The following is a 22,053-nucleotide window of genomic DNA, read 5'->3' as shown; positions in this document are numbered from 1 at the left end:
CGCCATATTTCTTGAAAAAACGGGTCGAATGATTGCATGAATAAATGGATAGGCATCGCAATACTTTCCGCTTTGTCGGGGTGCGCGTTAGCGCCGGAACAGCCGGCGGAAAACGAGGCCGCGGCGGTCAAGCCCGAGGGCTTGGATTTTAGAGTCAACCGCAATACCGTGATCGATGAGGAAGTCTTGTACTTGCTGATGGCGGCGGAAATGGCCGGTCAGCGCAATCAATACGATTTGGCCATGGATGCCTATCTGCAAGCGGCCAAGCGCGTCAACGATCCGCGAATCGCCGAGCGAGCGGTAAAAATCGGTTTGTTCCTAAAGGACGAGAGGCGCACGCGCGAGGCTTTGTCGATCTGGCTGGAGAAAGACGGAAAAAATCTCGGTGCCCGAAAATTCGCGGTGATGCTGGCGTTAAAAAATGGCGACCGCAGTGCGGCTGTCGATCACCTGAATGCGATGCTGAACGATGATCCGGCCGGTTTCGAGGCCGGAATGTTGGAAATGGCCAAGATTTTGGAAAAAGAAGGCCGGGTACAGTTCGCATACGACGTTTTGGACGAATTGGCCAGGCAGCGACCCGATCAAGCCGGCTTGTTGTTCGTTCAGGCAGTGTTCGCTTCATTATTGCCGAATAACGAATTGGCCCAGCAAAAAATCGATAGAGCCCTGGAGTTGCAACCCGACTGGAATAAAGCAGTCATTTTTCAAGCGCAATTAGCCGGTCGTGCCGGCGACATGGCCAAAGCCCGGCAGTTTTTGGAAAAGGCGGTCAAACAGGCGCCGGACGACAAGCAGTTGCGGAAAATGTTGCTGGAGGTGTTGATTAACACCGGCGGGTTCGATGAAGCGATTAAATTATGCCAAAGCGTTTTGGAGGATAAGCCCGACGATCCTGAGACGCTGTTTATGCTGGCGGTTATTTACTTGCAACAGAATCAATCGGACAAAGCTGAAAATTATTTAGAAAAACTCGTGAGTAACCCGGATTGGGAAAGTCAGGCCAGTTTTTATCTGGGAAAGATAGAACAAGAGCGTCAGCGGCCCGACAAGGCGATTGCCTGGTTCGACAAAGTGGGTGAGGGTAATTACGCATTCGACGCCGACATGGCGGCTTTGTCGCTATTGATGGCGCAGAAACGATTCGATGAAGTCGAGAGCCGAATCGGGCGGATGGAGACCAAGTATCCAGACCGGCGCTTGCGGGTGTTGCTGGCCAAAGCCGAGCTCTTCAATCAACAAAGCAATTACTCCGAAGCGTTTGGCGTGTTGTCGGAGGCGCTCAAGGAAGTGCCCGACAATCGCGAGGTCTTGTATGCCAGGGCGCTGGTTGCCGAGCGCTTGGACAAGCTGGATGTTCTGGAAGCTGATTTGTTAAAGATCTTGGAAAAGAAACCGGATGATATCGCGGCGTTGAATGCCTTGGGTTATACATTAACGGACAGGACAAATCGCTATAGCGAGGCTGAGAAATATTTGGAGAAGGCCCTGGCCTTGCAGCCGGACGAGGCGGTTGTGATCGATAGTTATGGATGGTTGCAGTTCAAATTGGGCAAGCCGGAACAGGCCTTGGTTTATTTGCGTAAGGCTTACGAAAAGCAGGCGGAAAACGAAATAGCCGCTCATATCGCCGAGGTGTTGTGGTCGTTGGGTGAGCAAAAAGAGGCCAAGGAGTTTTTTGAAGGCGTTTACAAGAAATTTCCCGACGACGAATATTTACTTGAGTTTAAGAAGCGGTTTCTCCAGGTTACGCCGTAGTGAATCAGCGTGTTTGGTGGTTAGTCGTTCTCGGTTTGCTGGCCGGCTGCGCAACGCTGTCGGAGGGGCCGATTCTCGAATACCGGGTGGCTGACGCGGGTGCGGCGCAAACTTTAGATCGTTGGTATTTCGAGGGGCGTTTGTCCTTTGTCGACGAGCGGGAGTCGGTTTCGGCTCGTGTGAATTGGCGTCACTCAAACCAAGTCGATGAAATCGAATTGGTTGGGCCATTGGCGCAAGGGCGCGTTAGGATTTCCGTGAGCGGCGACATTGTTGCGATCGATGACGGTGAGGCGCGTCGCGAACTTCGGGGGGATGTTGACTCGATGGTAGAGGAAGGGCTGGGTATTTCCCTGCCGATCAGTGCGTTGCGGTTCTGGGTGTTGGGCGCGAGTCAGCCGGAATCTACGGTTACCGTCCAGCCAAGCGGTTTTTTTCAGTTGGGGTGGTTAGTGATTTTTCAAGAGATGTTTCAGGTGGAGCGAGTCGCTTTGCCGAGGAAAATGAGTGTGCAGCGGGACAAAACCCGAATAAAGTTATTTGTGGATCGGTGGGATTTGTCGTGACGAGAATTCAAGAAAATCGGTGGGGTGAGCGTTGGCCGGCGCCGGCCAAACTCAACCTGATGTTGAGAATTACCGGTCGGCGACCTGACGGTTATCACTTGCTGCAAACCGTATTTCAATTAATCGATTTGTGCGATTGGTTAACATTTCATCCGCTTGACGAAGACGTGGTTGAATTGGTTACCGAGATTCCAGGCGTGGCGGCGCAAGACGATCTCACCGTCAGGGCTGCCTTGTTGCTAAAGCATCATACCGGATGCAAGTTCGGTGTGAGAATTCAGGTGGACAAGCTGTTGCCGATGGGTGGCGGTTTGGGTGGAGGCAGTTCGGACGCAGCGACGACATTGGTGGTGCTGAATGCCTTGTGGGGGCTGAATTTGTCGACCGAAACTTTAATGTGTTTGGGGTTGCGTTTAGGTGCTGACGTGCCGGTATTTGTTGCTGGGCATTCCGCATGGGGAGAAGGGGTGGGTGATGTCTTAACGCCAATGACATTGCCCGAATCCTGGTTTGTGGTCATTAAGCCGGACTGTCACGTGAACACGAAGGAAATTTTTTTAGCTGATCGGTTGACACGAGATAGTAAATCAATCAGAATGAGCGACTTTATTGCAGGGGATAGCGTAAACGACTGTCTCACTGTGGTTAGGGAGTTGTATCTGCCCGTGGCGAATGCATTGGACGCCTTATCGGGTTATGCGGAATCTCAGTTGACTGGTACGGGCGCGTGCGTGTTCGCGCGGTTTGAAAGCAGGTTTTCGGCTGAGAAGGTTTATTCTGCATTGAAGGGTGATTGGTCGGTTTATTTGGCCAAGGGGGTAAATAAATCCCCGCTTCATGAGATGTTCGGACACGGATCTGTTTAATCTAATTTTTGGGCTGTCGCCAAGCGGTAAGGCACGAGGTTTTGATCCTCGCATACCAAGGTTCGAATCCTTGCAGCCCAGCCATAATCCTCGTATGTAGCCTCTTGGGAGTATGCTTCAATGCACGAAGCTTCGGTAATGGTATTCTCCGGTAATGCCAATAAGGCGTTGTCCGAAGGTATTGTAAAGAAGCTTAATATGCGGTTAGGCATGGCCAGTGTTGGCCGGTTCAGCGATGGTGAGATTTTTGTAGAAATTGAAGAAAACGTAAGGGGGCGGGATGTCTTTGTAATCCAGCCTACTTGCGCGCCAGCCAACGAAAACCTGATGGAGTTGTTGGTGATGATCGATGCCTTGCGCAGGGCATCGGCGGCAAGAATTACGGCGGTAATGCCTTATTACGGTTATGCGAGACAAGACCGTCGCAGTCGCTCGGCTAGGGTGCCTATCACGGCTCGGCTGGTTGCCGACATGATAGGTAATGCCGGAGCTGATCGAGCATTGACGGTGGATTTGCATGCCGATCAGATAATGGGTTTTTTTGCAATTCCCGTTGATAACGTCTATGCGTCTCCCATTCTTCTGGGTGATATTTGGCGGCAAGAGTACGAAAATTTGATTGTTGTCTCTCCAGATGTTGGGGGGTTGTTCGGGCGAGGGCTATAGCCAAACGGTTAGGTGATGCGGATTTGGCCATCATCGATAAGCGTAGGCCTAGGCCGAATGTGTCTGAAATCATGCATATTATCGGCGATGTCGAAGGGCGCACTTGCGTGATGGTCGATGATTTGGTCGATACGGCCGGTACTCTTTGTCATGCTGCGGATGCTTTGAAAAAGCACGGAGCGAATAAGGTGGTGGCCTATTGCACCCACCCGGTTTTATCCGGGGCGGCTGTAGATAATGTCAGAAATTCGGTCTTGGACGAGTTGGTTGTAACAGACACGATTCCGTTAAGTAACGAGTTGGTGGCTGTTGATAAGATTCGGCAGCTCAGTGTGGCGGAGATGCTGGCTGAAACAATCAGGCGGATCGCCGTAGGCGAGTCGGTTAGTTCGCTTTATGTGGATTAGGGTTTTATTAGTTTTTGGGCGAGTGCCTTTTGGGGTGCTGCTTTTGGAGAAATAAATGGCTAACGTATTTGAATTTGTAGCGGAATCTCGCTCAAGTGCTGGAAGTAGTGCTTCGAAAGGGGTTCGTCGCATCGGTAAGGTTCCGGCGATTATTTATGGTGCTGGTGCTTCCCCGCAAATGCTGGTGCTGGATCACAATGAAGTTGTTAAGCATTTGGAGCATGAGGCTGTTTACTCTCATGTGTTGGATGTGAAAATCGACGGTAAAACTGAAAAAGCCGTTTTGAAGCAGATTCAAAGACATCCTGCCAAGCCGCAAATTCTTCACATGGATTTTATGCGTATCGATGAAACGCATAAGTTGAAAGTTCATGTGCCGTTGCACTTTGTTAACGAGGCGATTTCCGTTGGCGTTAAAAAAGGCGGCGTTGTTACTCATGCGATGGTCGATGTTGAGGTGCTTTGTTTGCCTGCGGCGTTGCCTGAGTTTATCGAGGTCGATTTGGCTAAGGTCGAAATTGGCGAAGCCGTACACTTGTCCGATCTCAAATTGCCTAACGGTGTTGAGGTTGCTGCCCTTCAGCACGGTGCCGAGCATGATCATCCCGTTGCGCAAATCGTCAAATCTCGTTCTGGTGAAGAATCGGAATAACACTGTTTTTTGATGATTAAGGTGCTGGTTGGTTTGGGTAATCCAGGTCGGCAGTATGAAAAAACCCGGCATAATGTCGGGTTTTTGTTTCTCGATCATCTGTTGCTTGGTTCTGGTGGGCGTTGGCGAAATGTAAGTGGGTTTGAGGCGGAGATTGGGGAGCTGGTTATCGGCAATAAGATGCTGGTGTTGGTAAAGCCTCAAACGTTTATGAACAGAAGCGGGTCCTCGGTTACAAAAGTTTTAAAGTACTACAAGTTTGCGAGAGAAGCGATGCTGGTTGCTCACGACGACCTTGAGTTGCCGATGGGTGTGGTTAAAACCAAGCAGGGTGGCGGGCATTCGGGGCACAACGGGCTTCGCGACATTATCGCGCATTTGGGTTCAAACGAGTTTGCTAGGTTGAGGTTCGGCATCGGGCGTCCAGACATAGGGGGGCGTGTCGCTGATTATGTGCTGAGCTCTCCTTCTAAGGAAGTGTTATCAAAGCAGTCTATGTTGTTTGATGCTGTCTCGGCCAAAATAGAAGGGATGCTTAATGGTGAAGAGCTTGTCTACGGACTTTAAAAAGATATTGACGGAAAGGTTTAAAACGAGGATAATTGACTGATTAAGTAAAGGAGGGGTTCCCGAGCGGCCAAAGGGATCAGACTGTAAATCTGCCGGTTCTACCTTCGGAGGTTCGAATCCTCCCCCTCCACCACTTCATTTGAAATTAGAAGGCTACGCGGGTGTAGTTCAATGGTAGAACTCCAGCCTTCCAAGCTGATTGCGTGGGTTCGATTCCCATCACCCGCTCCATTTTCTGGAAGTTTATTTTGCTCATATAGCTCAGTAGGTAGAGCACTTCCTTGGTAAGGAAGAGGTCACCGGTTCAAATCCGGTTATGAGCTCCAGTTTGGTTGATTGTTTTGTGTAGGGTGTTTTTACAATGGCAAAAGAAAAATTTGAAAGAAAGAAACCGCACGTAAACGTGGGCACGATTGGTCACGTCGACCACGGAAAAACCACGTTGACCGCCGCGTTGACGAAAGTAATGGCGGAACTGCAAGGCGGTGAAGCAAAAGCTTTCGATCAAATTGACAATGCGCCAGAAGAGCGTGCGCGCGGTATTACTATTTCGACCTCGCACGTTGAATACGAGTCTGCGTCACGCCACTACGCACACGTAGACTGCCCGGGTCACGCCGACTACGTCAAAAACATGATTACCGGCGCCGCTCAAATGGATGGCGCGATTTTGGTTTGCTCGGCCGCCGACGGTCCGATGCCGCAAACCCGCGAGCATATCCTGCTGTCTCGTCAGGTCGGCGTTCCGTACATCGTGGTGTTCCTGAATAAAGCCGACATGGTCGACGACGCGGAGCTGATCGAGCTGGTTGAAATGGAAATTCGCGAATTGTTGAATCAATACGAATTCCCCGGCGACGACACCCCCATCATTATCGGCTCCGCGCTGAAAGCGTTGGAAGGCGATCAAAGCGAAATCGGCGTGCAATCCGTCGTCAAGCTGGTTGAAGCACTGGACAGCTATATCCCTGAACCAGAGCGCGCGATCGACGGCAAATTCTTGATGCCGATCGAAGACGTCTTCTCGATTTCAGGCCGCGGTACCGTCGTTACCGGTCGTGTAGAGCGTGGGATTATTAAAGTGGGTGAAGAGGTCGAGATCGTCGGCATTCGCGACACGCAGAAAACCACCTGTACCGGTGTAGAAATGTTCCGCAAACTGCTCGATCAAGGCCAAGCGGGCGACAACGTAGGTGTCTTGTTGCGTGGCACCAAACGCGACGACGTCGAACGCGGTCAAGTTCTGGCTCACGTGAACAGCATCAAGCCACACTCGCACTTTAAAGCCGAAATTTACGTGCTGTCCAAGGAAGAGGGTGGTCGTCATACGCCATTTTTCAACGGCTATCGGCCGCAATTTTACTTCCGTACCACCGATGTCACAGGCGCGGTTGAATTGCCGGAAGGCGTCGAAATGGTGATGCCTGGCGACAACATCTCCGTCACCGTCAAATTGATCTCACCGATCGCGATGGAAGACGGTTTGCGCTTTGCAATTCGCGAAGGCGGTCGCACCGTGGGTGCCGGCGTCGTGGCTTCAATTATCGAATAAGTTGCCTTTAGGCGACTGCACAATGAGTTCTCTGGAATAGGTCAGTAGTTCAATTGGTAGAGCAGCGGTCTCCAAAACCGCAAGTTGGGGGTTCGAGTCCCTCCTGGCCTGCCACCCAGGGTTTCTTTCTTACTTACATCTTTAGTCAAGCAATGAACGCACAGGCAGAAGAAGCTACCTCGGTAGGCGATATAGTAAAGCTGGCTTTTTCGCTGGTTGTTATGGTAGCGGGCATCGTTGCGTTTTATTATTTTTCGGATTTCCAGCTTCTCTACCGCGTTCTCGGATTAGTTGCATTGATTTCTGGGGCGGTTGCGGTTTCATTTACGACCGCGAAGGGTAGAGAGTTTTGGGGTTTTATGCTTGAGGCCAAGCAGGAATTTAAGCGTATCGTGTGGCCAACTCGCGACGAAGCGGTCAGGACCACTTTGATGGTGTTCCTGATGGTATTTATTGTCGGTCTGATATTGTGGTTGCTTGATATGTTCCTGTTTTGGGGTGTTCAGCTTTTGATGAATCTGGGGATTAAGTAAATGGCGCTACGTTGGTATGTGGTTCACGCCTATTCGAATTTCGAAAATAAAGTCAAACAGGCCCTGGAAGAAAGAATCAAGCGCGAAGGCTTGAGCGAATACTTCGGCAAGATTCTGGTCCCAACCGAAGAGGTCGTTGAAATGCGAATGGGGCAGCAGCGCAAAAGCGAGCGTAAGTTTTTTCCCGGATATGTTCTAGTACAGATGGAGTTGAACGACGAAACATGGCATTTGGTTAGAAACGTTCCTCGTGTATTAGGTTTTATTGGAGGTGCCTCCGATAAACCTTCGCCGATTTCTGACAAAGAGGCGATGGCGATACTGAGTAGGGTTGAAGAAGGTGTGAACAAACCTCGCCCGAAAGTGTTGTTTGAAGTTGGTGAGGTGGTTCGTATCGTTGATGGGCCGTTCAAGGACTTCAATGGAAGTATCGAAGAAGTCAATTATGAAAAAAGCCGTTTGCGCGTTTCGGTCCTGATTTTCGGAAGGTCTACTCCAGTTGAGTTAGAGTTTGGACAGGTTGAAAAAGTCTAATTCTTGTATTGAGATTTTGTGAAAATCCCTGTCATCGAGGTGGCAGGGATTTTTGTTTGTTGGGGAGCTGGAAAGCGTTAATACCCGTTTAGGAGCGAAAAATGGCAAAAAAATTGATTCGTACATCAAGCTGCAGGTGAAAGCAGGCGAGGCAAATCCAAGTCCACCGGTGGGCCCCGCGCTTGGTCAGCGCGGTGTTAACATCATGGAGTTTTGTAAGGCTTTTAATGCCCGCACTCAAGAGGTTGAAAAAGGCTTGCCTCTTCCCGTTGTAATTACGGTTTACAGCGACAAGAGCTTCACCTTTATTACTAAAACACCGCCTGCATCAATTTTGCTTAAAAAAGCGGTTGGAATTAAAAGCGGCAGCAGTAAGCCGAATTCCAATAAAGTTGGTACCGTTACGCGCGAACAACTCGAAGAGATCGCGAAAACTAAAATGGAAGATTTGAATGCGGCCGATATGGAAGGGGCGATTAAAACAATCGCAGGTAGCGCTCGTAGCATGGGTTTGAATGTGGAGGGCGTGTAATGGCTAAAATCACTAAACGTGCAAAAGCAATCAAGGAAAAAGTTTCTAGAAATAAACAGTACAGTATTTCAGAAGCAATTGGTTTGTTAAAAGAATTCGCCAATAGCAAATTCGACGAGTCAGTCGATATTAGCGTTAATCTCGGTGTCGACCCTAGAAAATCCGATCAGAACGTTCGTGGTGCTTCCGTGTTGCCGCACGGGACAGGTAAAACCGTGAGAGTGGCGGTTTTTACCCAAGGCCCAAATGCCGATGCCGCTAAAGAAGCCGGTGCCGATATCGTTGGTATGGACGATTTGGCCGAACAAGTTAAGCGCGGCGAAATGAATTTCGATGTGGTTATTGCGTCTCCCGACGCGATGCGGGTCGTCGGTCAGCTTGGTCAAATCCTGGGTCCAAGAGGCTTAATGCCAAATCCGAAGGTCGGCACGGTGACGCCTGATGTTGCTACTGCCGTGAAAAACGCAAAATCGGGTCAAGTTAGGTACCGGACGGATAAGGCTGGCATTATTCATTGTTCTATCGGTAAGGTTTCATTCGATGAAGTGGCAATTAAACAAAATCTGGAGTTTTTGATTGCCGACCTTAAAAAAGCAAAGCCGACCGCCGCGAAAGGGGTTTATCTGAAAAAGATTTCCTTGTCTTCGACAATGGGGCCAGGCTTGTCTATCGACCAAAGCAGCGTCGATATCTAAACACATTCACGACTTTGGGTTGCCGGTAAACGGCAACCGTCAAAGACCGTAGGGGCGAAAGCTTAATCATCCTACGCAGACGGAAGCTGGAACCATCGATGGTGAAAGGGACCGTAAGGAGCATCGCAAAGATGCGTTTTATTGTTTCTGATATCACATCGGAAAATAATTGGAGAAAAATGTGGCACTCAATTTAGATGGCAAAAAAGTTGTCGTAGAGGAAGTTGCTGAATTCGCCGCCAAAGCCCACTCCGCAGTTGCTGCGGAATATCGTGGATTGACCGTTACCCAATTGACGAAATTGCGTAAAACCGCGAGAGAAACGGGCGTTTACTTGCGAGTAGTCAAGAACACATTGGCTAAACGTGCTGTTGCGGGAACTGAATTTGAATGTATGCAGGAGGGTCTGGTCGGACCACTGATCCTGGCATTTTCAATGGAAGATCCAGGCGCCGCCGCGCGATTGGTAAGCGATTTCGCGAAAGAAAACAATAAACTGGTTGCGAAGGTTGTTGCGATCGGTGGTCAAGCATTTGATGGTTCCGAACTGGAGCGCTTGGCCAGACTGCCGACTCGTGATCAGGGCATCAGTATGCTGATGTCGGTCATGAAAGCCCCCGTCGAGAAACTCGCCAGAACCTTGGCGGCTATCAGAGACGAGAGAGAAGCGGCATAACTATCGCCTTAACCAGTTAATTAGTATTAAATTTAGAGGAATTAAGAATGGCAATCTCAAAAGAAGATATTTTGGAAGCAGTCGCGAACATGACTGTCATGGAAATCGTTGATTTGATTTCTGCAATGGAAGAAAAATTTGGCGTATCCGCGGCTGCTGCAGTCGCGGTAGCTGCTCCGGCTGCTGCGGCGGCGGTTGTCGAAGAACAAACCGAATTTGATGTAATTTTGACCGGCTTCGGTGAAAACAAAGTCGCGGTCATTAAAGCTGTACGCGGATTGACCGGTTTGGGCTTGAAAGAAGCAAAAGACGCTGTCGAAGGTGCGCCTACGACTGTCAAAGAAGCTGTGAACAAAGCAGAAGCAGAAGCCGCCAAGAAAGAACTGGAAGACGCAGGCGCAACTGTCGAAATTAAATAATTATTTCGACAGCACCTTGGGCAGCGAATGCCCAGCAAACCGGGCTGGCGGTATTTTACCGCCGGCCTTTTACTGTTTGTCAAACAAACGGTAGTAAATCATCCCTGACGACGAAGGTATAGAAGCAATATGGCCTATTCTTTTACCGAAAAAAAGCGCATCCGTAATAATTTTGGGAAAGGTTCGGAAGTACTCGAAGTTCCCTATCTCTTAGCAACACAGATTGATTCTTACGCAAATTTTTTGCAGTTGGGCGCGGACCCAGAAAAAAGACGCAATCAAGGATTACATGCTGCATTTTCGAGTGTATTTCCGGTGGTTAGCCACTCAGGATACGCGGTTCTGGAATATGTCAAGTATCGTTTAGGTGAGCCGGCGTTCGACGTCAGAGAGTGTCAGCAGCGGGGGGCCACTTTCTCCGCGCCATTGCGCGTAATGGTGCGCTTGGTGATTTACGACAAGGACGCCCCTGCCAATACCAAAGTCGTAAAAGATATTCGCGAGCAAGAAGTCTACATGGGTGAGTTACCGTTGATGACTGAAAACGGCACGTTCGTTATCAATGGAACTGAGCGCGTCATCGTGTCGCAATTACATCGTTCGCCTGGGGTGTTTTTCGATCACGATAAGGGTAAGACTCACTCTTCCGGTAAATTGCTGTTTAACGCTCGAGTGATTCCGTATCGCGGCTCTTGGTTGGATTTCGAGTTCGACCACAAAGACGCGGTTTATGTGCGTATCGACCGCCGCAGAAAGATTCCGGCAACGATCTTGCTGCGCGCCTTGGGTTACGACAACGAAGAAATGATTCAAATTTTCTTCGACACCAATAAGTTTTCGTTGACTGCCGACAAATTCATGTTCCACGTGATTCCGGAACGACTGCGTGGCGAAATGGCGGTGTTTGACATAAAGCATGACGGTAAAGTGCTGATCGAAGAAGGTCGGCGCATCACCGCGAAACACGTTCGCCAACTCGAAAAATCCGGCGTCACCGAGATCGAGGTGCCACGCGATTATTTGTTCGGGAAGATTCTTGGGCACAACGTTGTGGATAAAGCCACTGGCGAATTGTTAGCCAGCGTTAACGACGAATTGACCGAAAACCTGTTGCAAAAACTGATCGATGCCGGTGTCAGCGAGATCAACACCTTGTACGTAAACGATTTGGATCGGGGCCCATATATTTCCAACTCGATGCGCCTGGATACGACAACCAATCGCTTGGAGGCCTTGGTAGAAATTTACCGGATGATGCGCCCAGGTGAACCGCCCACGGTCGAATCCGCCGAAAACCTGTTCGAGAACCTGTTTTTCACCGACGAGCGTTACGATTTGTCGGCAGTCGGCCGGATGAAGTTTAATCGGCGCTTGGGCCGAGAGGAAATCATCGGTACGGGCACGTTGAGCAAGGAAGACATCATCGACGTATTGAAGGAGTTGATCAAAATCCGCAACGGAAACGGCATTGTCGATGACATCGATCATTTAGGTAATCGCCGGGTACGGTCGGTGGGCGAAATGATTGAAAACCAATTTCGGATCGGATTGGTGCGAGTCGAGCGAGCAGTTCGAGAGCGCTTAACTCTGGCTGATTCCGAAGGGCTGATGCCGCAAGAAATTATTAACGCTAAGCCTGTGTCTGCCGCAGTGAAAGAGTTTTTCGGCTCCAGCCAATTGTCGCAGTTTATGGATCAAAACAATCCATTGTCGCAAGTGACCCACAAGCGCAGGGTCTCCGCGTTGGGTCCAGGCGGTTTGGCCAGGGAGCGTGCCGGTTTCGAGGTTCGCGACGTTCATACCACGCACTACGGTCGGGTTTGTCCGATCGAAACGCCGGAGGGACCAAATATCGGTTTGATCAACTCGTTGTCGGTCTACGCCAGGACTAACGAATACGGCTTTCTTGAAACGCCGTACCGGAAGGTAGTCAACGGTATGGTGACCGATCAAGTCGATTATATTTCGGCTATCGAGGAAGGCGAGTATGTGATTGCGCAGTCCAGTGTCGCGGTAGACGAACACGGTAAATTGGTCGAAGGCTTGGTATCCTGCCGCTACAAAGACGAATTTACGTTAGCTTCGTCAGAGACCGTGCAATATATGGACGTGTCCTCCAAACAAATCGTTTCGGTCGCGGCATCGATTATTCCATTCTTGGAACACGACGACGCTAACCGGGCGTTGATGGGCTCCAACATGCAACGGCAAGCGGTTCCGACCTTACGAGCGGAGAAACCGCTGGTTGGTACCGGTATGGAGCGTGTCGTCGCCAAAGATTCCGGCGTAACTGTTGTGGCGACCCGTGGCGGTCGTATCGAAGCGGTTGACGCGGCCAGGATCGTGGTGCGAGCCAACGATAATGAAACGGTCGCCGGCGTACCGGGTGTCGATATTTACAACCTGATTAAATACACCCGGTCTAACCAAAACACCTGCATTAACCAGAAGCCGCTGGTTAAATTGGGCGATATCGTTAATAAGGGCGACATCCTCGCCGACGGTCCTTCTACCGACTTGGGCGAGTTGGCTTTGGGGCAAAACATGCTGATCGCCTTCATGCCTTGGAACGGCTACAACTTTGAAGACTCGATTCTAGTCTCCGAGCGCGTGGTTAAGGAAGATCGTTTCACGACAATCCATATCGAAGAGAAAACTTGCGTCGCTAGGGAGACGAAGCACGCTCCGGAGGAGATTACCGCCGATATCCCGAATGTCAGCGAGGAAGCTTTATCGAAGTTGGACGAGTCCGGTATCGTTTATGTCGGTGCCGAAGTCAAGGGTGGCGACATCCTGGTCGGAAAAGTTACGCCCAAGGGCGAGACTCAACTGACGCCGGAAGAAAAACTGTTACGGGCTATTTTCGGCGAAAAAGCCGCAGACGTTAAAGACACCTCGTTACGGGTGCCTGGCAACGTAAGGGGTACCGTCATCGACGTGCAGGTATTTACTCGCGACGGTGTCAAGAAAGATAAGCGCGCCCTGGAAATCGAAGAAGCAGAAATCAAGCGTTATCGGAAGGATTTGGACGATCAGCTGAAAATTGTCGAGCACGATATTTTCGCGCGGGTCAAAGCCATGTTAGTTGGTAAGAAAGCTGAAAAAGGTCCGAATGGTCTGAAAAAAGGCGAGGAAATCGTTTGCGAGTATCTGGATGGCTTGGTCCCTTCGGAGTTGATGAAAATCAAAACCCAAGACGAGGATATCAACGTTCAATTGGAAACGATCGCCGAGCATATCGAGCAACAACGCAAGGAATTCGACGAACGTTTCGAACAGAAAAAGAAAAAAATCACGATGGGCGACGATTTGGCGCCTGGCGTGTTGAAGATGGTTAAGGTTTATTTGGCCGTCAAGAAGCGTATTCAGCCCGGCGACAAGATGGCGGGTCGACACGGAAATAAAGGGGTTATCTCCCAAATCGTGCCGATCGAAGACATGCCTTACACGGCGGACGGCAATCCGATCGACATCCTGCTGAATCCGTTGGGCGTACCTTCACGCATGAACGTCGGGCAGGTGTTGGAAACCCATTTGGGTTGGGCCTCGAAAGGCTTGGGCATCAAAATCGGCAAAATGCTGGAAGCTCAGGCCAAAGTTGTTGAAATTCGCGGTTATCTCGAAAAAATCTACAACTGTAGCGGACGGAAGGAAGATTTGGATTCGTTCTCCGATAAAGAGGTGCTGGAGTTGGCGGCCAATTTAGTTGGTGGCGTCCCGATGGCAACCCCGGTTTTCGACGGCGCATCCGAGGATGATATCCGGGAAATGTTGCGTCTGGCCGATCTGCCTGAACACGGACAAACTCGGCTTTACGACGGGTTAACCGGTGAACCGTTCGAGCGTGAAGTCACCGTCGGCTACATGTACATGCTCAAATTGAACCACTTGGTGGATGACAAAATGCACGCGCGTTCCACGGGGCCATATAGCTTGGTCACTCAGCAACCGCTGGGCGGAAAGGCGCAATTCGGCGGCCAGCGTTTTGGGGAGATGGAGGTGTGGGCCTTGGAGGCTTACGGCGCCGCTTATACCCTACAGGAAATGTTGACCGTGAAATCCGACGACGTTACAGGCCGTACCCGAATGTATAAAAACATTGTCGACGGAAACCATTCAATGGAAGCGGGAATGCCGGAATCCTTCAACGTTTTGGTCAAGGAAATACGTTCGCTTGGCGTCAATATTGAAATGGAACAAGAGTAATCGGGCTCTGGATTTGGTTCTGGACAACATCGGATAACAATTAGAGAGGATAAGCTCTTGAAAGATTTAATGAATTTTTTAAAACGTCAAGGTCGCACCGAAGATTTCGACGCTATCCGCATTGGTTTGGCTTCTCCCGACATGATTCGCTCGTGGTCGTATGGCGAAGTGAAAAAGCCCGAAACGATTAATTACCGCACATTTAAGCCTGAGCGTGATGGTTTGTTTTGCGCCAAAATCTTTGGTCCTATCAGCGACTACGAATGTTTGTGCGGTAAATACAAGCGCTTAAAGCACCGCGGTGTAATTTGCGAAAAGTGCGGGGTAGAAGTAACGCTATCCAAGGTTCGTCGCGAACGGATGGGACACATCGATCTGGCCAGCCCGGTCGCTCACATTTGGTTCTTGAAGTCTCTCCCGTCGCGTATCGCGTTGCTGCTAGACATGACTCTGCGGTCGATCGAGCGCGTGTTGTATTTCGAGACATTCGTCGTCACCGATCCCGGTATGTCGCCGTTGGAAAAAGGTCAGTTGTTGACCGACGAAGAGTATTTGAATGCGATGGAAGAACACGGTGATGATTTTGTCGCCAAAATGGGCGCCGAGGCGATTTATGATCTGTTGAAATCCATCGACTTGAAAGATGAAATCAACAAGTTGAAGGAAGAGATTAATTCGACCAACTCCGACACCAAGATTAAAAAGTATTCTAAACGCCTGAAGGTCATCGATTCTCTGCTGGCGTCCAACAATCGTCCGGAATGGATGATTATGACCGTGTTGCCGGTGCTTCCGCCCGAATTGCGTCCGCTAGTGCCGTTGGACGGTGGCCGTTTCGCGACCTCCGACTTGAACGATCTCTATCGCCGCGTCATCAACCGCAATAACCGTTTGACTCGGTTATTGGACCTGAACGCCCCGGACATCATCGTTCGCAACGAAAAACGAATGCTGCAAGAAGCCGTCGATGCCTTGTTGGATAACGGCCGTCGCGGCCGGGCCATTACCGGTAGCAACCGGCGCCCGCTGAAATCGCTGGCCGATATGATCAAGGGCAAGCAAGGTCGTTTCCGCCAAAATCTGTTGGGCAAACGGGTCGACTATTCGGGGCGTTCGGTAATCGTGGTCGGTCCAACCCTGAGATTGCACCAATGCGGTCTGCCGAAAAAAATGGCCTTGGAGTTGTTCAAGCCGTTTATATTCAGCAAGCTGCAACTGCGCGGATTGGCGACCACTATTAAAGCCGCTAAAAAAATGGTCGAGCGCGAAGGCGCCGAGGTGTGGGATATCCTCGAAGAGGTCATCCGCGAGCATCCGGTGCTCCTGAACCGTGCGCCAACACTGCACCGTTTGGGCATCCAAGCATTCGAGCCGACCCTAATCGAGGGCAAGGCGATCCAACTGCACCCGTTGGTATGTAGTGCATTTAACGCCGACTTCGACGGCGACCAAATGGCCGTGCATATTCCGTTGTCGATCGAGGCGCAGTTAGAAGCTCGTACCTTAATGATGGCGACCAATAACATCTTGTCGCCCGCAAACGGAGAGCCGGTGATCAACCCGTCGCAAGACGTGGTTTTGGGCCTCTATTACATCAGCCGTGAAAAAGTCAATGCGGTCGGAGAAGGCAGCATATTCACCGATTTGGCCGAGGTTATGAAAGCCTTGGATGCCAAGACAGTGGAGTTGCAAACCAAGGTTCAGGTCAGGATTACTGAAAAACTTAAAAACGCTGACGGTGAGTGGGAAAGCATCACCAGTCGTAAACAAACAACGGTGGGGCGTGCCCTGATCTGGGAGATTGCTCCTGATGGCATGCCGTATGAGCTGATCAACGTTGATATGACCAAGAAAAACATTTCGAGGTTGATCAACTATAGCTACCGCTACTTAGGTATAAAAGAAACCGTAATTCTCGCCGACCAAATCATGTATTTGGGTTTCAAATACGCAACGAGAGCGGGTGTTTCGTTCGGTATCGAAGACATGGAAATTCCGGCTAAAAAAGCCGATATCATTCGTTCCGCCGAGGCCGAGGTTAACGAAATCCAGAATCAATACGCGTCAGGGTTAGTGACCGACGGCGAGCGATACAACAAGGTCGTCGATATTTGGTCGCGGGCAAACGATCAAGTTGCGAAAGTGATGATGGAAGGCTTGGGTGAAGACGAAGTGGTCGACGCCAAAGGTAATAACGTCAAACAAAAATCGTTTAACTCGATCTTCATGATGGCCGAATCTGGCGCGCGGGGTTCGGCGGCGCAGATTCGCCAATTGGCGGGGATGCGCGGATTGATGGCTAAGCCGGACGGTTCGATCATCGAAACGCCAATTACCGCGAACTTCCGGGAAGGTCTGGACGTATTGCAGTATTTCATCTCGACGCACGGTGCTCGTAAAGGTTTGGCGGATACGGCGTTAAAAACCGCTAACTCCGGTTATCTAACTCGACGTCTGGTAGACGTGGCGCAGGATCTGGTGATTGCCGAGCTGGATTGTGGGACCCAAAACGGTCTGACTATGACGCCGATCATCGAAGGCGGCGATGTGGTCGAGCCGCTGGTCGATCGGGTATTGGGCCGCGTGGCAGCAGTCGATGTGACCGACGCTTCCGGTTCAAAAGTGTTGATCCCGGCGGGTACGATGATCGATGAGAACCTGGTGACCGTTTTAGAGGAAAACGGCGTTGATAAAATGCTGGTTCGGTCGGTTATTACTTGCGAATCTCGGGTGGGCGTTTGCGCCAAATGTTACGGCCGCGATTTGGGACGTGGGCATCTGGTCAATAGCGGCGAGGCCATTGGTGTCGTCGCGGCTCAATCGATCGGTGAGCCGGGTACTCAGTTGACGATGAGGACCTTCCATATTGGTGGCGCGGCCTCCAGGTCGGCGGCTGTCAGCAATGTTCAAGTTAAATCCAGCGGTACCGCAAAACTGAATAACCTGAAGACCGTTAGAAACCGAGAAAACAACTTGGTCGCGGTATCCCGTTCCGGCGAAGTTGGCGTGATGGACGATTATGGCCGTGAAAGAGAACGCTATAAGATTCCGTATGGCGCGGTACTTTCGGTCGACGACGGCGGACGTGTCAGTGCCGGTGACATTATCGTCAACTGGGACCCGCACACTCATCCAGTTATCACCGAAGTGGATGGCTTCATTCAGTTGATCGATTTTATCGACGGTATCACCGTTCAAGAGCAGTCGGACGAAGTCACCGGGCTTACATCGCGTGTGGTAACCGATCCTAAGCAACGAAGTGCGGCCGGTAAAGAGCTGCGCCCCATGGTACGGTTGATAGACGAACAAGGCGGACAAATTAACTTACCTGGAACCGATATTCCGGCTCAATATTTCTTGCCCGCCGGCGCAATTGTCGGGGTTAAGGATGGTGGTGAAGTAAAGGTTGGTGACGTATTGGCCCGGATTCCGCAAGAATCCAGTAAAACCCGCGATATCACCGGTGGTTTACCGCGGGTTGCGGACTTGTTCGAAGCTAGAAAAACCAAGGATCCGGCCATTCTTGCCGAAGCTACCGGTATGGTGTCTTTCGGTAAGGAGACGAAGGGTAAGCAGCGCGTCATCATTACCGACGCCGAAGGGGAGCAATATGAAACGCTCATTCCAAAATGGCGTCATATCACGGTGTTCGAAGGTGAGTTTGTAGAAAAAGGCGAAACGATTGCCGAAGGGGAATTGACGCCGCACGATATTCTGCGTCTGAGAGGTATCGAGGAGCTGTCTGATTATCTGGTTAAGGAAATTCAGGATGTTTACCGTCTACAGGGTGTAAAAATAAACGACAAACATATCGAGGCCATCATCCGGCAAATGCTCCGGAAAGTTGAAATAACAGCTTCCGGCGAAACCGATTTTGTGAAAGGTGAACAGGTAGAGCGCGTATTGGTCAATATTGTTAACGAACAAGCGGAAAAAGAAGGGAAAATTCCTGCTAGCTATGACTCGTTGTTGCTAGGGATCACTAAGGCATCGTTGGCGACTGAGTCGTTTATATCCGCCGCCTCTTTCCAAGAGACCACAAGAGTGTTGACCGACGCTGCAGTGCGAGGCATCAGCGATAGTCTGAACGGCCTTAAAGAGAATGTCATTGTTGGTCGTTTAATCCCGGCCGGTACAGGTCTGGCCTATCACGAACAAAGGCGGAAAAAACGACATGCCGACTTGGCGAGCGGGATGGATTCCGGCATGTCTTCAGTCGAAGTGGTCGATGTCGAGGAAGCGCTGAAACAGGCGTTGAATATAGAATAGCTCTAGTAAAAAAGCTTGACCTAACAATGATCTGCAGGTATTATGCTCTGCTCACATCAGCCAAGAGATTTGGGTGGAGCAATGCTATCCGGTTGGGCGACTAATTGTATTGCTTATTAACATTGCATATTTGGAGTAGTTAAGAATGGCCACGATCAATCAGTTGGTCCGTAAGCCTCGTGCTAAAAAAATCGAAAAGACCAATGTTCCGGCATTGGAGGCCTGCCCCAAAGGCGAGGTGTGTGTACTCGTGTTTATACGACTACGCCTAAGAAGCCTAATTCAGCCTTGCGTAAGGTGGCTAGGGTTAGATTGACCAATGGTGCTGAGGTTAGTAGTTATATTGGCGGAGAGGGGCACAATTTACAAGAGCACTCCGTGGTTCTGATTCGTGGTGGTAGGGTCAAAGACTTGCCCGGTGTTCGTTATCACGTTGTGCGAGGAAGCTTGGATACTTCAGGCGTAAAAGATAGAAAGTGCGGGCGCTCCAAATATGGCGCTAAGCGGCCTAAGAAATAAAGGTTGGTAAACAATGTCTAGAAGAAGAGTTGCGGCGAAAAGACCGGTCAATCCTGATCCAAGGTTTGGTAGCGATATGTTGTCCAAGTTCATGAATATGATCATGGTGGACGGCAAAAAGTCTGTCGCTGAAAAAATTGTATATGGTGCGTTGGATGTGATCGAGCACAAGGGGCATAAAGAGTCGCTAGAGCTTGTGGCAAAGGCGCTGGAAAATGTGCAGCCTAGGGTTGAGGTAAAGTCTCGTCGCGTAGGAGGGGCAACCTATCAGGTTCCGGTAGAAGTGCGTCCTGCGCGTAGACTGGCGTTGTCAATGCGTTGGTTGATCGATGCTGCCCGTAAGCGTAACGAGCGGACCATGGCTGCGAAGCTGGCCGGGGAATTGCTGGATGCGTCCGAGGGTCGTGGTGCGGCGGCTAAGAAGCGAGAAGATACTCATAGAATGGCCGAAGCGAACAAGGCTTTCGCTCATTATCGCTGGTAAGGTTCGTGATGCCTTTGGGGTGATAACGTGGTTCGCAAAACGCCTATAGAGCGTTATCGAAATATAGGCATAATGGCCCACATTGATGCCGGGAAGACGACCACTACCGAGCGTGTTCTGTTTTACACAGGGGTTTCGCATAAGATCGGCGAAGTGCATGACGGCGCCGCGACAATGGATTGGATGGCTCAAGAGCAAGAGCGGGGCATCACGATTACGTCAGCGGCGACAACGTGTTTTTGGTCTGGAATGTGGAAGCAGCATTCCGAGCACAGAATCAATATTATCGACACGCCAGGGCACGTTGACTTTACGATTGAAGTTGAGCGGTCTCTTAGGGTGTTGGACGGCGCTTGTGCGGTGTTCTGTGCGGTAGGAGGTGTGGAGCCTCAGTCCGAGACAGTTTGGCGGCAAGCTAACAAATATCACGTTCCCCGTTTGGCATTCGTGAATAAAATGGATCGCACCGGGGCTGACTTTTATCGAGTATTAGAGCAGATAAAGGGACGATTAGGGAGTAATGCGGTCGCGATGCAGCTCCCAATAGGCGTAGAGGACGGCTTTAAAGGGATTGTTGATCTTATTGAGATGAAAGCTGTGTACTGGGACGATGCCAGTATGGGGTTGAAATTTCAACAAGGGGAAATTCCTGCGGACATGGTTGTTCAAGCAGTTGAGTGGCGGGAAAAGTTGCTTGAAGCGGCCGCCGAGGCGTCCGAGGAGTTTATGGATAAATATCTCGAGCAAGGCTTTTTAAGCAATCAGGATATTAAGTTAGGTATCAGAGCGCAAACGCTAAAAAATAAAATTGTTCCGGCGTATTGTGGCTCCGCCTTTAAAAACAAAGGCGTTCAGTGTGTGTTAGATGGTATCATTGACTATTTGCCATCGCCCGCAGACATTGATGCTGTGGTCGGCCACGTAAACGAAGAATTAGATGCTACGCGTCACCCGAGTGACGACGAGCCTTTTTCCGCCCTGGCTTTTAAAATCGCCACTGATCCATATGTTGGAATGTTGACGTTCCTGCGGATTTATTCTGGTGTTTTAAAGTCCGGTGATGCGGTTTTGAATGTTGCAAAAGGCAAGCGTGAACGAATAGGACGCATCGTTCAAATGCACGCCAATAGTCGGGAAGAGATTGGCGAAGTTCGAGCCGGCGACATCGCCGCCGTAATTGGATTAAAAGAGGTTACTACCGGTGATACGTTCTGCGATATGGCGCATCCCATTTTGCTGGAGCGTATGGAGTTTCCTGAGCCGGTAATCTCTGTTGCGGTAGAACCGAAAACCAAAGCCGATCAAGATAAGATGGGCAATGCGTTGGCAAAGCTGGCGCAGGAAGATCCGTCGTTTCGGGTGAGTTCCGATCCGGAGTCCGGGCAAACGCTAATAGCGGGCATGGGGGAGCTTCATCTCGAGATCATTGTCGATCGGATGCGGCGCGAATTTAATGTCGAAGCTAATGTCGGCGCACCGCAGGTGGCGTACAGGGAAACGATACGTAAGTCCTTGGAGTGCGAGGGTAAATTTATTCGACAGACCGGCGGCAAAGGGCAGTACGGTCACGTGTGGCTCAAGTTGGAGCCCAAGGCGGCTGGTAGCGGCTATGAGTTCGTAAACGGCGTTGTAGGTGGGGCCGTTCCTAAAGAGTATATCCCTGCGGTAGATAAAGGTATTCAAGAGCAAATGGAAAACGGCGTACTCGCTGGTTTCCCAATGGTGGACGTCAAGGTTACTTTGTTCGATGGTTCGTATCATGATGTCGATTCGAATGAAATGGCTTTCAAGATAGCAGGGTCTATGTGTTTCAGGGATGGAGCTAAGGCTGCAAATCCTGTATTGCTGGAACCCATTATGAAAGTGGAAGTAGTCACTCCAGAGGATTATATGGGGGAAGTCGTTGGTGACGTTAACCGGCGCAGAGGGGTTATTCACGGCATGGAAGACGTACCGGCTGGTAAGGTAATTAGTTGTGAAGTGCCGCTCTCGGAAATGTTTGGCTACGCAACCGATTTGCGCTCGGCCACGCAAGGTAGAGCAACCTACAGTATGCAGTTTGAAAGATATAACGAAGCACCTGCGCATATAGCGGAAGCGATTATTAGAAAAGTATCTTAAATTTTTTATAAATATCAGGTATCGA

At 50.3% G+C, this 22,053-nt stretch carries 16 protein-coding genes, 5 tRNA genes and 2 pseudogenes; all 23 read left to right on the top strand.

The features are described from left to right. Window positions 1-36 precede the first annotated feature (36 nt). The 23 genes and pseudogenes from ACP4CD_RS13490 (at window position 37) to fusA (ending at window position 22,028) form a co-directional block, all read left to right on the top strand. Window positions 37-1,761, top strand: a complete 1,725-nt coding sequence (locus ACP4CD_RS13490) for a tetratricopeptide repeat protein (protein WP_426991277.1) — start codon at window positions 37-39, stop codon at window positions 1,759-1,761. Then, window positions 1,761-2,327 (top strand): lipoprotein insertase outer membrane protein LolB, encoded by a 567-nt coding sequence (lolB, locus tag ACP4CD_RS13485; RefSeq protein WP_426991276.1) that lies wholly within the window; start codon window positions 1,761-1,763, stop codon window positions 2,325-2,327. Before ACP4CD_RS13490 ends, lolB begins: the two co-directional genes overlap by 1 nt. Continuing rightward, window positions 2,324-3,193 (top strand): 4-(cytidine 5'-diphospho)-2-C-methyl-D-erythritol kinase, encoded by an 870-nt coding sequence (ispE, locus tag ACP4CD_RS13480; RefSeq protein ID WP_197471721.1) that lies wholly within the window; start codon window positions 2,324-2,326, stop codon window positions 3,191-3,193. The genes lolB and ispE overlap by 4 nt, the downstream gene beginning before the upstream one ends. 9 nt (window positions 3,194-3,202) lie before the next feature. Next, window positions 3,203-3,277: transfer RNA gene (locus ACP4CD_RS13475), tRNA-Gln, on the top strand. A gap of 36 nt (window positions 3,278-3,313) precedes the next feature. Beyond that, a pseudogene (locus tag ACP4CD_RS13470) lies at window positions 3,314-4,266 on the top strand (ribose-phosphate diphosphokinase). A gap of 55 nt (window positions 4,267-4,321) precedes the next feature. Beyond that, window positions 4,322-4,918 carry a 50S ribosomal protein L25/general stress protein Ctc gene (locus ACP4CD_RS13465; protein WP_426991274.1) on the top strand — a complete coding sequence of 199 codons (597 nt, stop codon included), beginning with the start codon at window positions 4,322-4,324 and terminating at the stop codon, window positions 4,916-4,918. Between the two features lie 12 nt (window positions 4,919-4,930). After that, window positions 4,931-5,485, top strand: coding sequence for an aminoacyl-tRNA hydrolase (gene pth, locus ACP4CD_RS13460; protein ID WP_426991272.1), 555 nt, complete (start codon window positions 4,931-4,933; stop codon window positions 5,483-5,485). 52 nt (window positions 5,486-5,537) lie between these two features. Then, window positions 5,538-5,621 (top strand) — tRNA-Tyr (locus ACP4CD_RS13455). Between the two features lie 24 nt (window positions 5,622-5,645). Further along, window positions 5,646-5,719: transfer RNA gene (locus ACP4CD_RS13450), tRNA-Gly, on the top strand. Window positions 5,720-5,738: 19 nt separating this feature from the next. Beyond that, window positions 5,739-5,814: transfer RNA gene (locus ACP4CD_RS13445), tRNA-Thr, on the top strand. A gap of 35 nt (window positions 5,815-5,849) precedes the next feature. Continuing rightward, complete coding sequence (gene tuf, locus ACP4CD_RS13440; RefSeq protein ID WP_281022268.1) at window positions 5,850-7,040, top strand: elongation factor Tu; 1,191 nt, start codon at window positions 5,850-5,852, stop codon at window positions 7,038-7,040. Window positions 7,041-7,078: 38 nt separating this feature from the next. Beyond that, a tRNA-Trp gene (locus ACP4CD_RS13435) sits at window positions 7,079-7,154 on the top strand. Window positions 7,155-7,192: 38 nt separating this feature from the next. Continuing rightward, a complete protein-coding gene (secE, locus tag ACP4CD_RS13430; RefSeq protein WP_281022269.1) occupies window positions 7,193-7,573 on the top strand; it encodes a preprotein translocase subunit SecE in 381 nt (126 codons plus the stop codon). Then, on the top strand, window positions 7,574-8,107 hold the full coding sequence (nusG, locus tag ACP4CD_RS13425; RefSeq protein WP_064023908.1) for a transcription termination/antitermination protein NusG: 534 nt from the start codon (window positions 7,574-7,576) through the stop codon (window positions 8,105-8,107). It abuts the gene before it with no gap. Between the two features lie 67 nt (window positions 8,108-8,174). After that, window positions 8,175-8,639 carry a 50S ribosomal protein L11 gene (gene rplK / locus ACP4CD_RS13420; RefSeq protein ID WP_426994683.1) on the top strand — a complete coding sequence of 155 codons (465 nt, stop codon included), beginning with the start codon at window positions 8,175-8,177 and terminating at the stop codon, window positions 8,637-8,639. Beyond that, complete coding sequence (gene rplA, locus ACP4CD_RS13415) at window positions 8,639-9,334, top strand: 50S ribosomal protein L1 (RefSeq protein WP_064023906.1); 696 nt, start codon at window positions 8,639-8,641, stop codon at window positions 9,332-9,334. The genes rplK and rplA overlap by 1 nt, the downstream gene beginning before the upstream one ends. Window positions 9,335-9,515: 181 nt before the next feature. After that, entirely contained in the window at window positions 9,516-10,010 is a 495-nt protein-coding gene (gene rplJ, locus ACP4CD_RS13410; protein ID WP_064023910.1) for a 50S ribosomal protein L10, read from the top strand. A 47-nt stretch (window positions 10,011-10,057) separates the two neighbouring features. Next, window positions 10,058-10,429, top strand: a complete 372-nt coding sequence (gene rplL / locus ACP4CD_RS13405) for a 50S ribosomal protein L7/L12 (protein ID WP_064023905.1) — start codon at window positions 10,058-10,060, stop codon at window positions 10,427-10,429. 129 nt (window positions 10,430-10,558) lie between these two features. Continuing rightward, window positions 10,559-14,635: a DNA-directed RNA polymerase subunit beta gene (gene rpoB / locus ACP4CD_RS13400; RefSeq protein ID WP_426991271.1), complete on the top strand. Its 4,077-nt coding sequence runs from the start codon at window positions 10,559-10,561 to the stop codon at window positions 14,633-14,635. 69 nt (window positions 14,636-14,704) lie between these two features. Further along, window positions 14,705-18,904, top strand: coding sequence for a DNA-directed RNA polymerase subunit beta' (gene rpoC, locus ACP4CD_RS13395; protein ID WP_071158708.1), 4,200 nt, complete (start codon window positions 14,705-14,707; stop codon window positions 18,902-18,904). 145 nt (window positions 18,905-19,049) lie between these two features. After that, a pseudogene (gene rpsL / locus ACP4CD_RS13390) lies at window positions 19,050-19,423 on the top strand (30S ribosomal protein S12). 13 nt (window positions 19,424-19,436) lie between these two features. Then, window positions 19,437-19,907, top strand: a complete 471-nt coding sequence (rpsG, locus tag ACP4CD_RS13385; RefSeq protein ID WP_064023902.1) for a 30S ribosomal protein S7 — start codon at window positions 19,437-19,439, stop codon at window positions 19,905-19,907. A gap of 27 nt (window positions 19,908-19,934) precedes the next feature. After that, a complete protein-coding gene (gene fusA, locus ACP4CD_RS13380) occupies window positions 19,935-22,028 on the top strand; it encodes an elongation factor G (RefSeq protein ID WP_426991268.1) in 2,094 nt (697 codons plus the stop codon). The last annotated feature ends 25 nt before the right edge of the window (window positions 22,029-22,053 follow it).

This window comes from Methylomonas stagni, from assembly GCF_050154735.1.
GTDB classification, from domain to species: Bacteria; Pseudomonadota; Gammaproteobacteria; order Methylococcales; family Methylomonadaceae; genus Methylomonas; species Methylomonas koyamae_A.
This window is presented reverse-complemented; position numbering and strand designations above follow the sequence as displayed.

Excerpts from the sequence above, each read along its gene's own strand:
- ACP4CD_RS13490 (WP_426991277.1), top strand. The coding sequence starts at position 37 with ATGAATAAATGGATAGGCATCGCAATACTTTCCGCTTTGTCGGGGTGC.
- ACP4CD_RS13465 (WP_426991274.1), top strand. The coding sequence starts at position 4,322 with ATGGCTAACGTATTTGAATTTGTAGCGGAATCTCGCTCAAGTGCTGGA.
- pth (WP_426991272.1), top strand. The coding sequence starts at position 4,931 with ATGATTAAGGTGCTGGTTGGTTTGGGTAATCCAGGTCGGCAGTATGAA.
- tuf (WP_281022268.1), top strand. The coding sequence starts at position 5,850 with ATGGCAAAAGAAAAATTTGAAAGAAAGAAACCGCACGTAAACGTGGGC.
- secE (WP_281022269.1), top strand. The coding sequence starts at position 7,193 with ATGAACGCACAGGCAGAAGAAGCTACCTCGGTAGGCGATATAGTAAAG.
- nusG (WP_064023908.1), top strand. The coding sequence starts at position 7,574 with ATGGCGCTACGTTGGTATGTGGTTCACGCCTATTCGAATTTCGAAAAT.
- rplA (WP_064023906.1), top strand. The coding sequence starts at position 8,639 with ATGGCTAAAATCACTAAACGTGCAAAAGCAATCAAGGAAAAAGTTTCT.
- rplL (WP_064023905.1), top strand. The coding sequence starts at position 10,058 with ATGGCAATCTCAAAAGAAGATATTTTGGAAGCAGTCGCGAACATGACT.
- rpoB (WP_426991271.1), top strand. The coding sequence starts at position 10,559 with ATGGCCTATTCTTTTACCGAAAAAAAGCGCATCCGTAATAATTTTGGG.
- rpoC (WP_071158708.1), top strand. The coding sequence starts at position 14,705 with ATGAATTTTTTAAAACGTCAAGGTCGCACCGAAGATTTCGACGCTATC.
- rpsG (WP_064023902.1), top strand. The coding sequence starts at position 19,437 with ATGTCTAGAAGAAGAGTTGCGGCGAAAAGACCGGTCAATCCTGATCCA.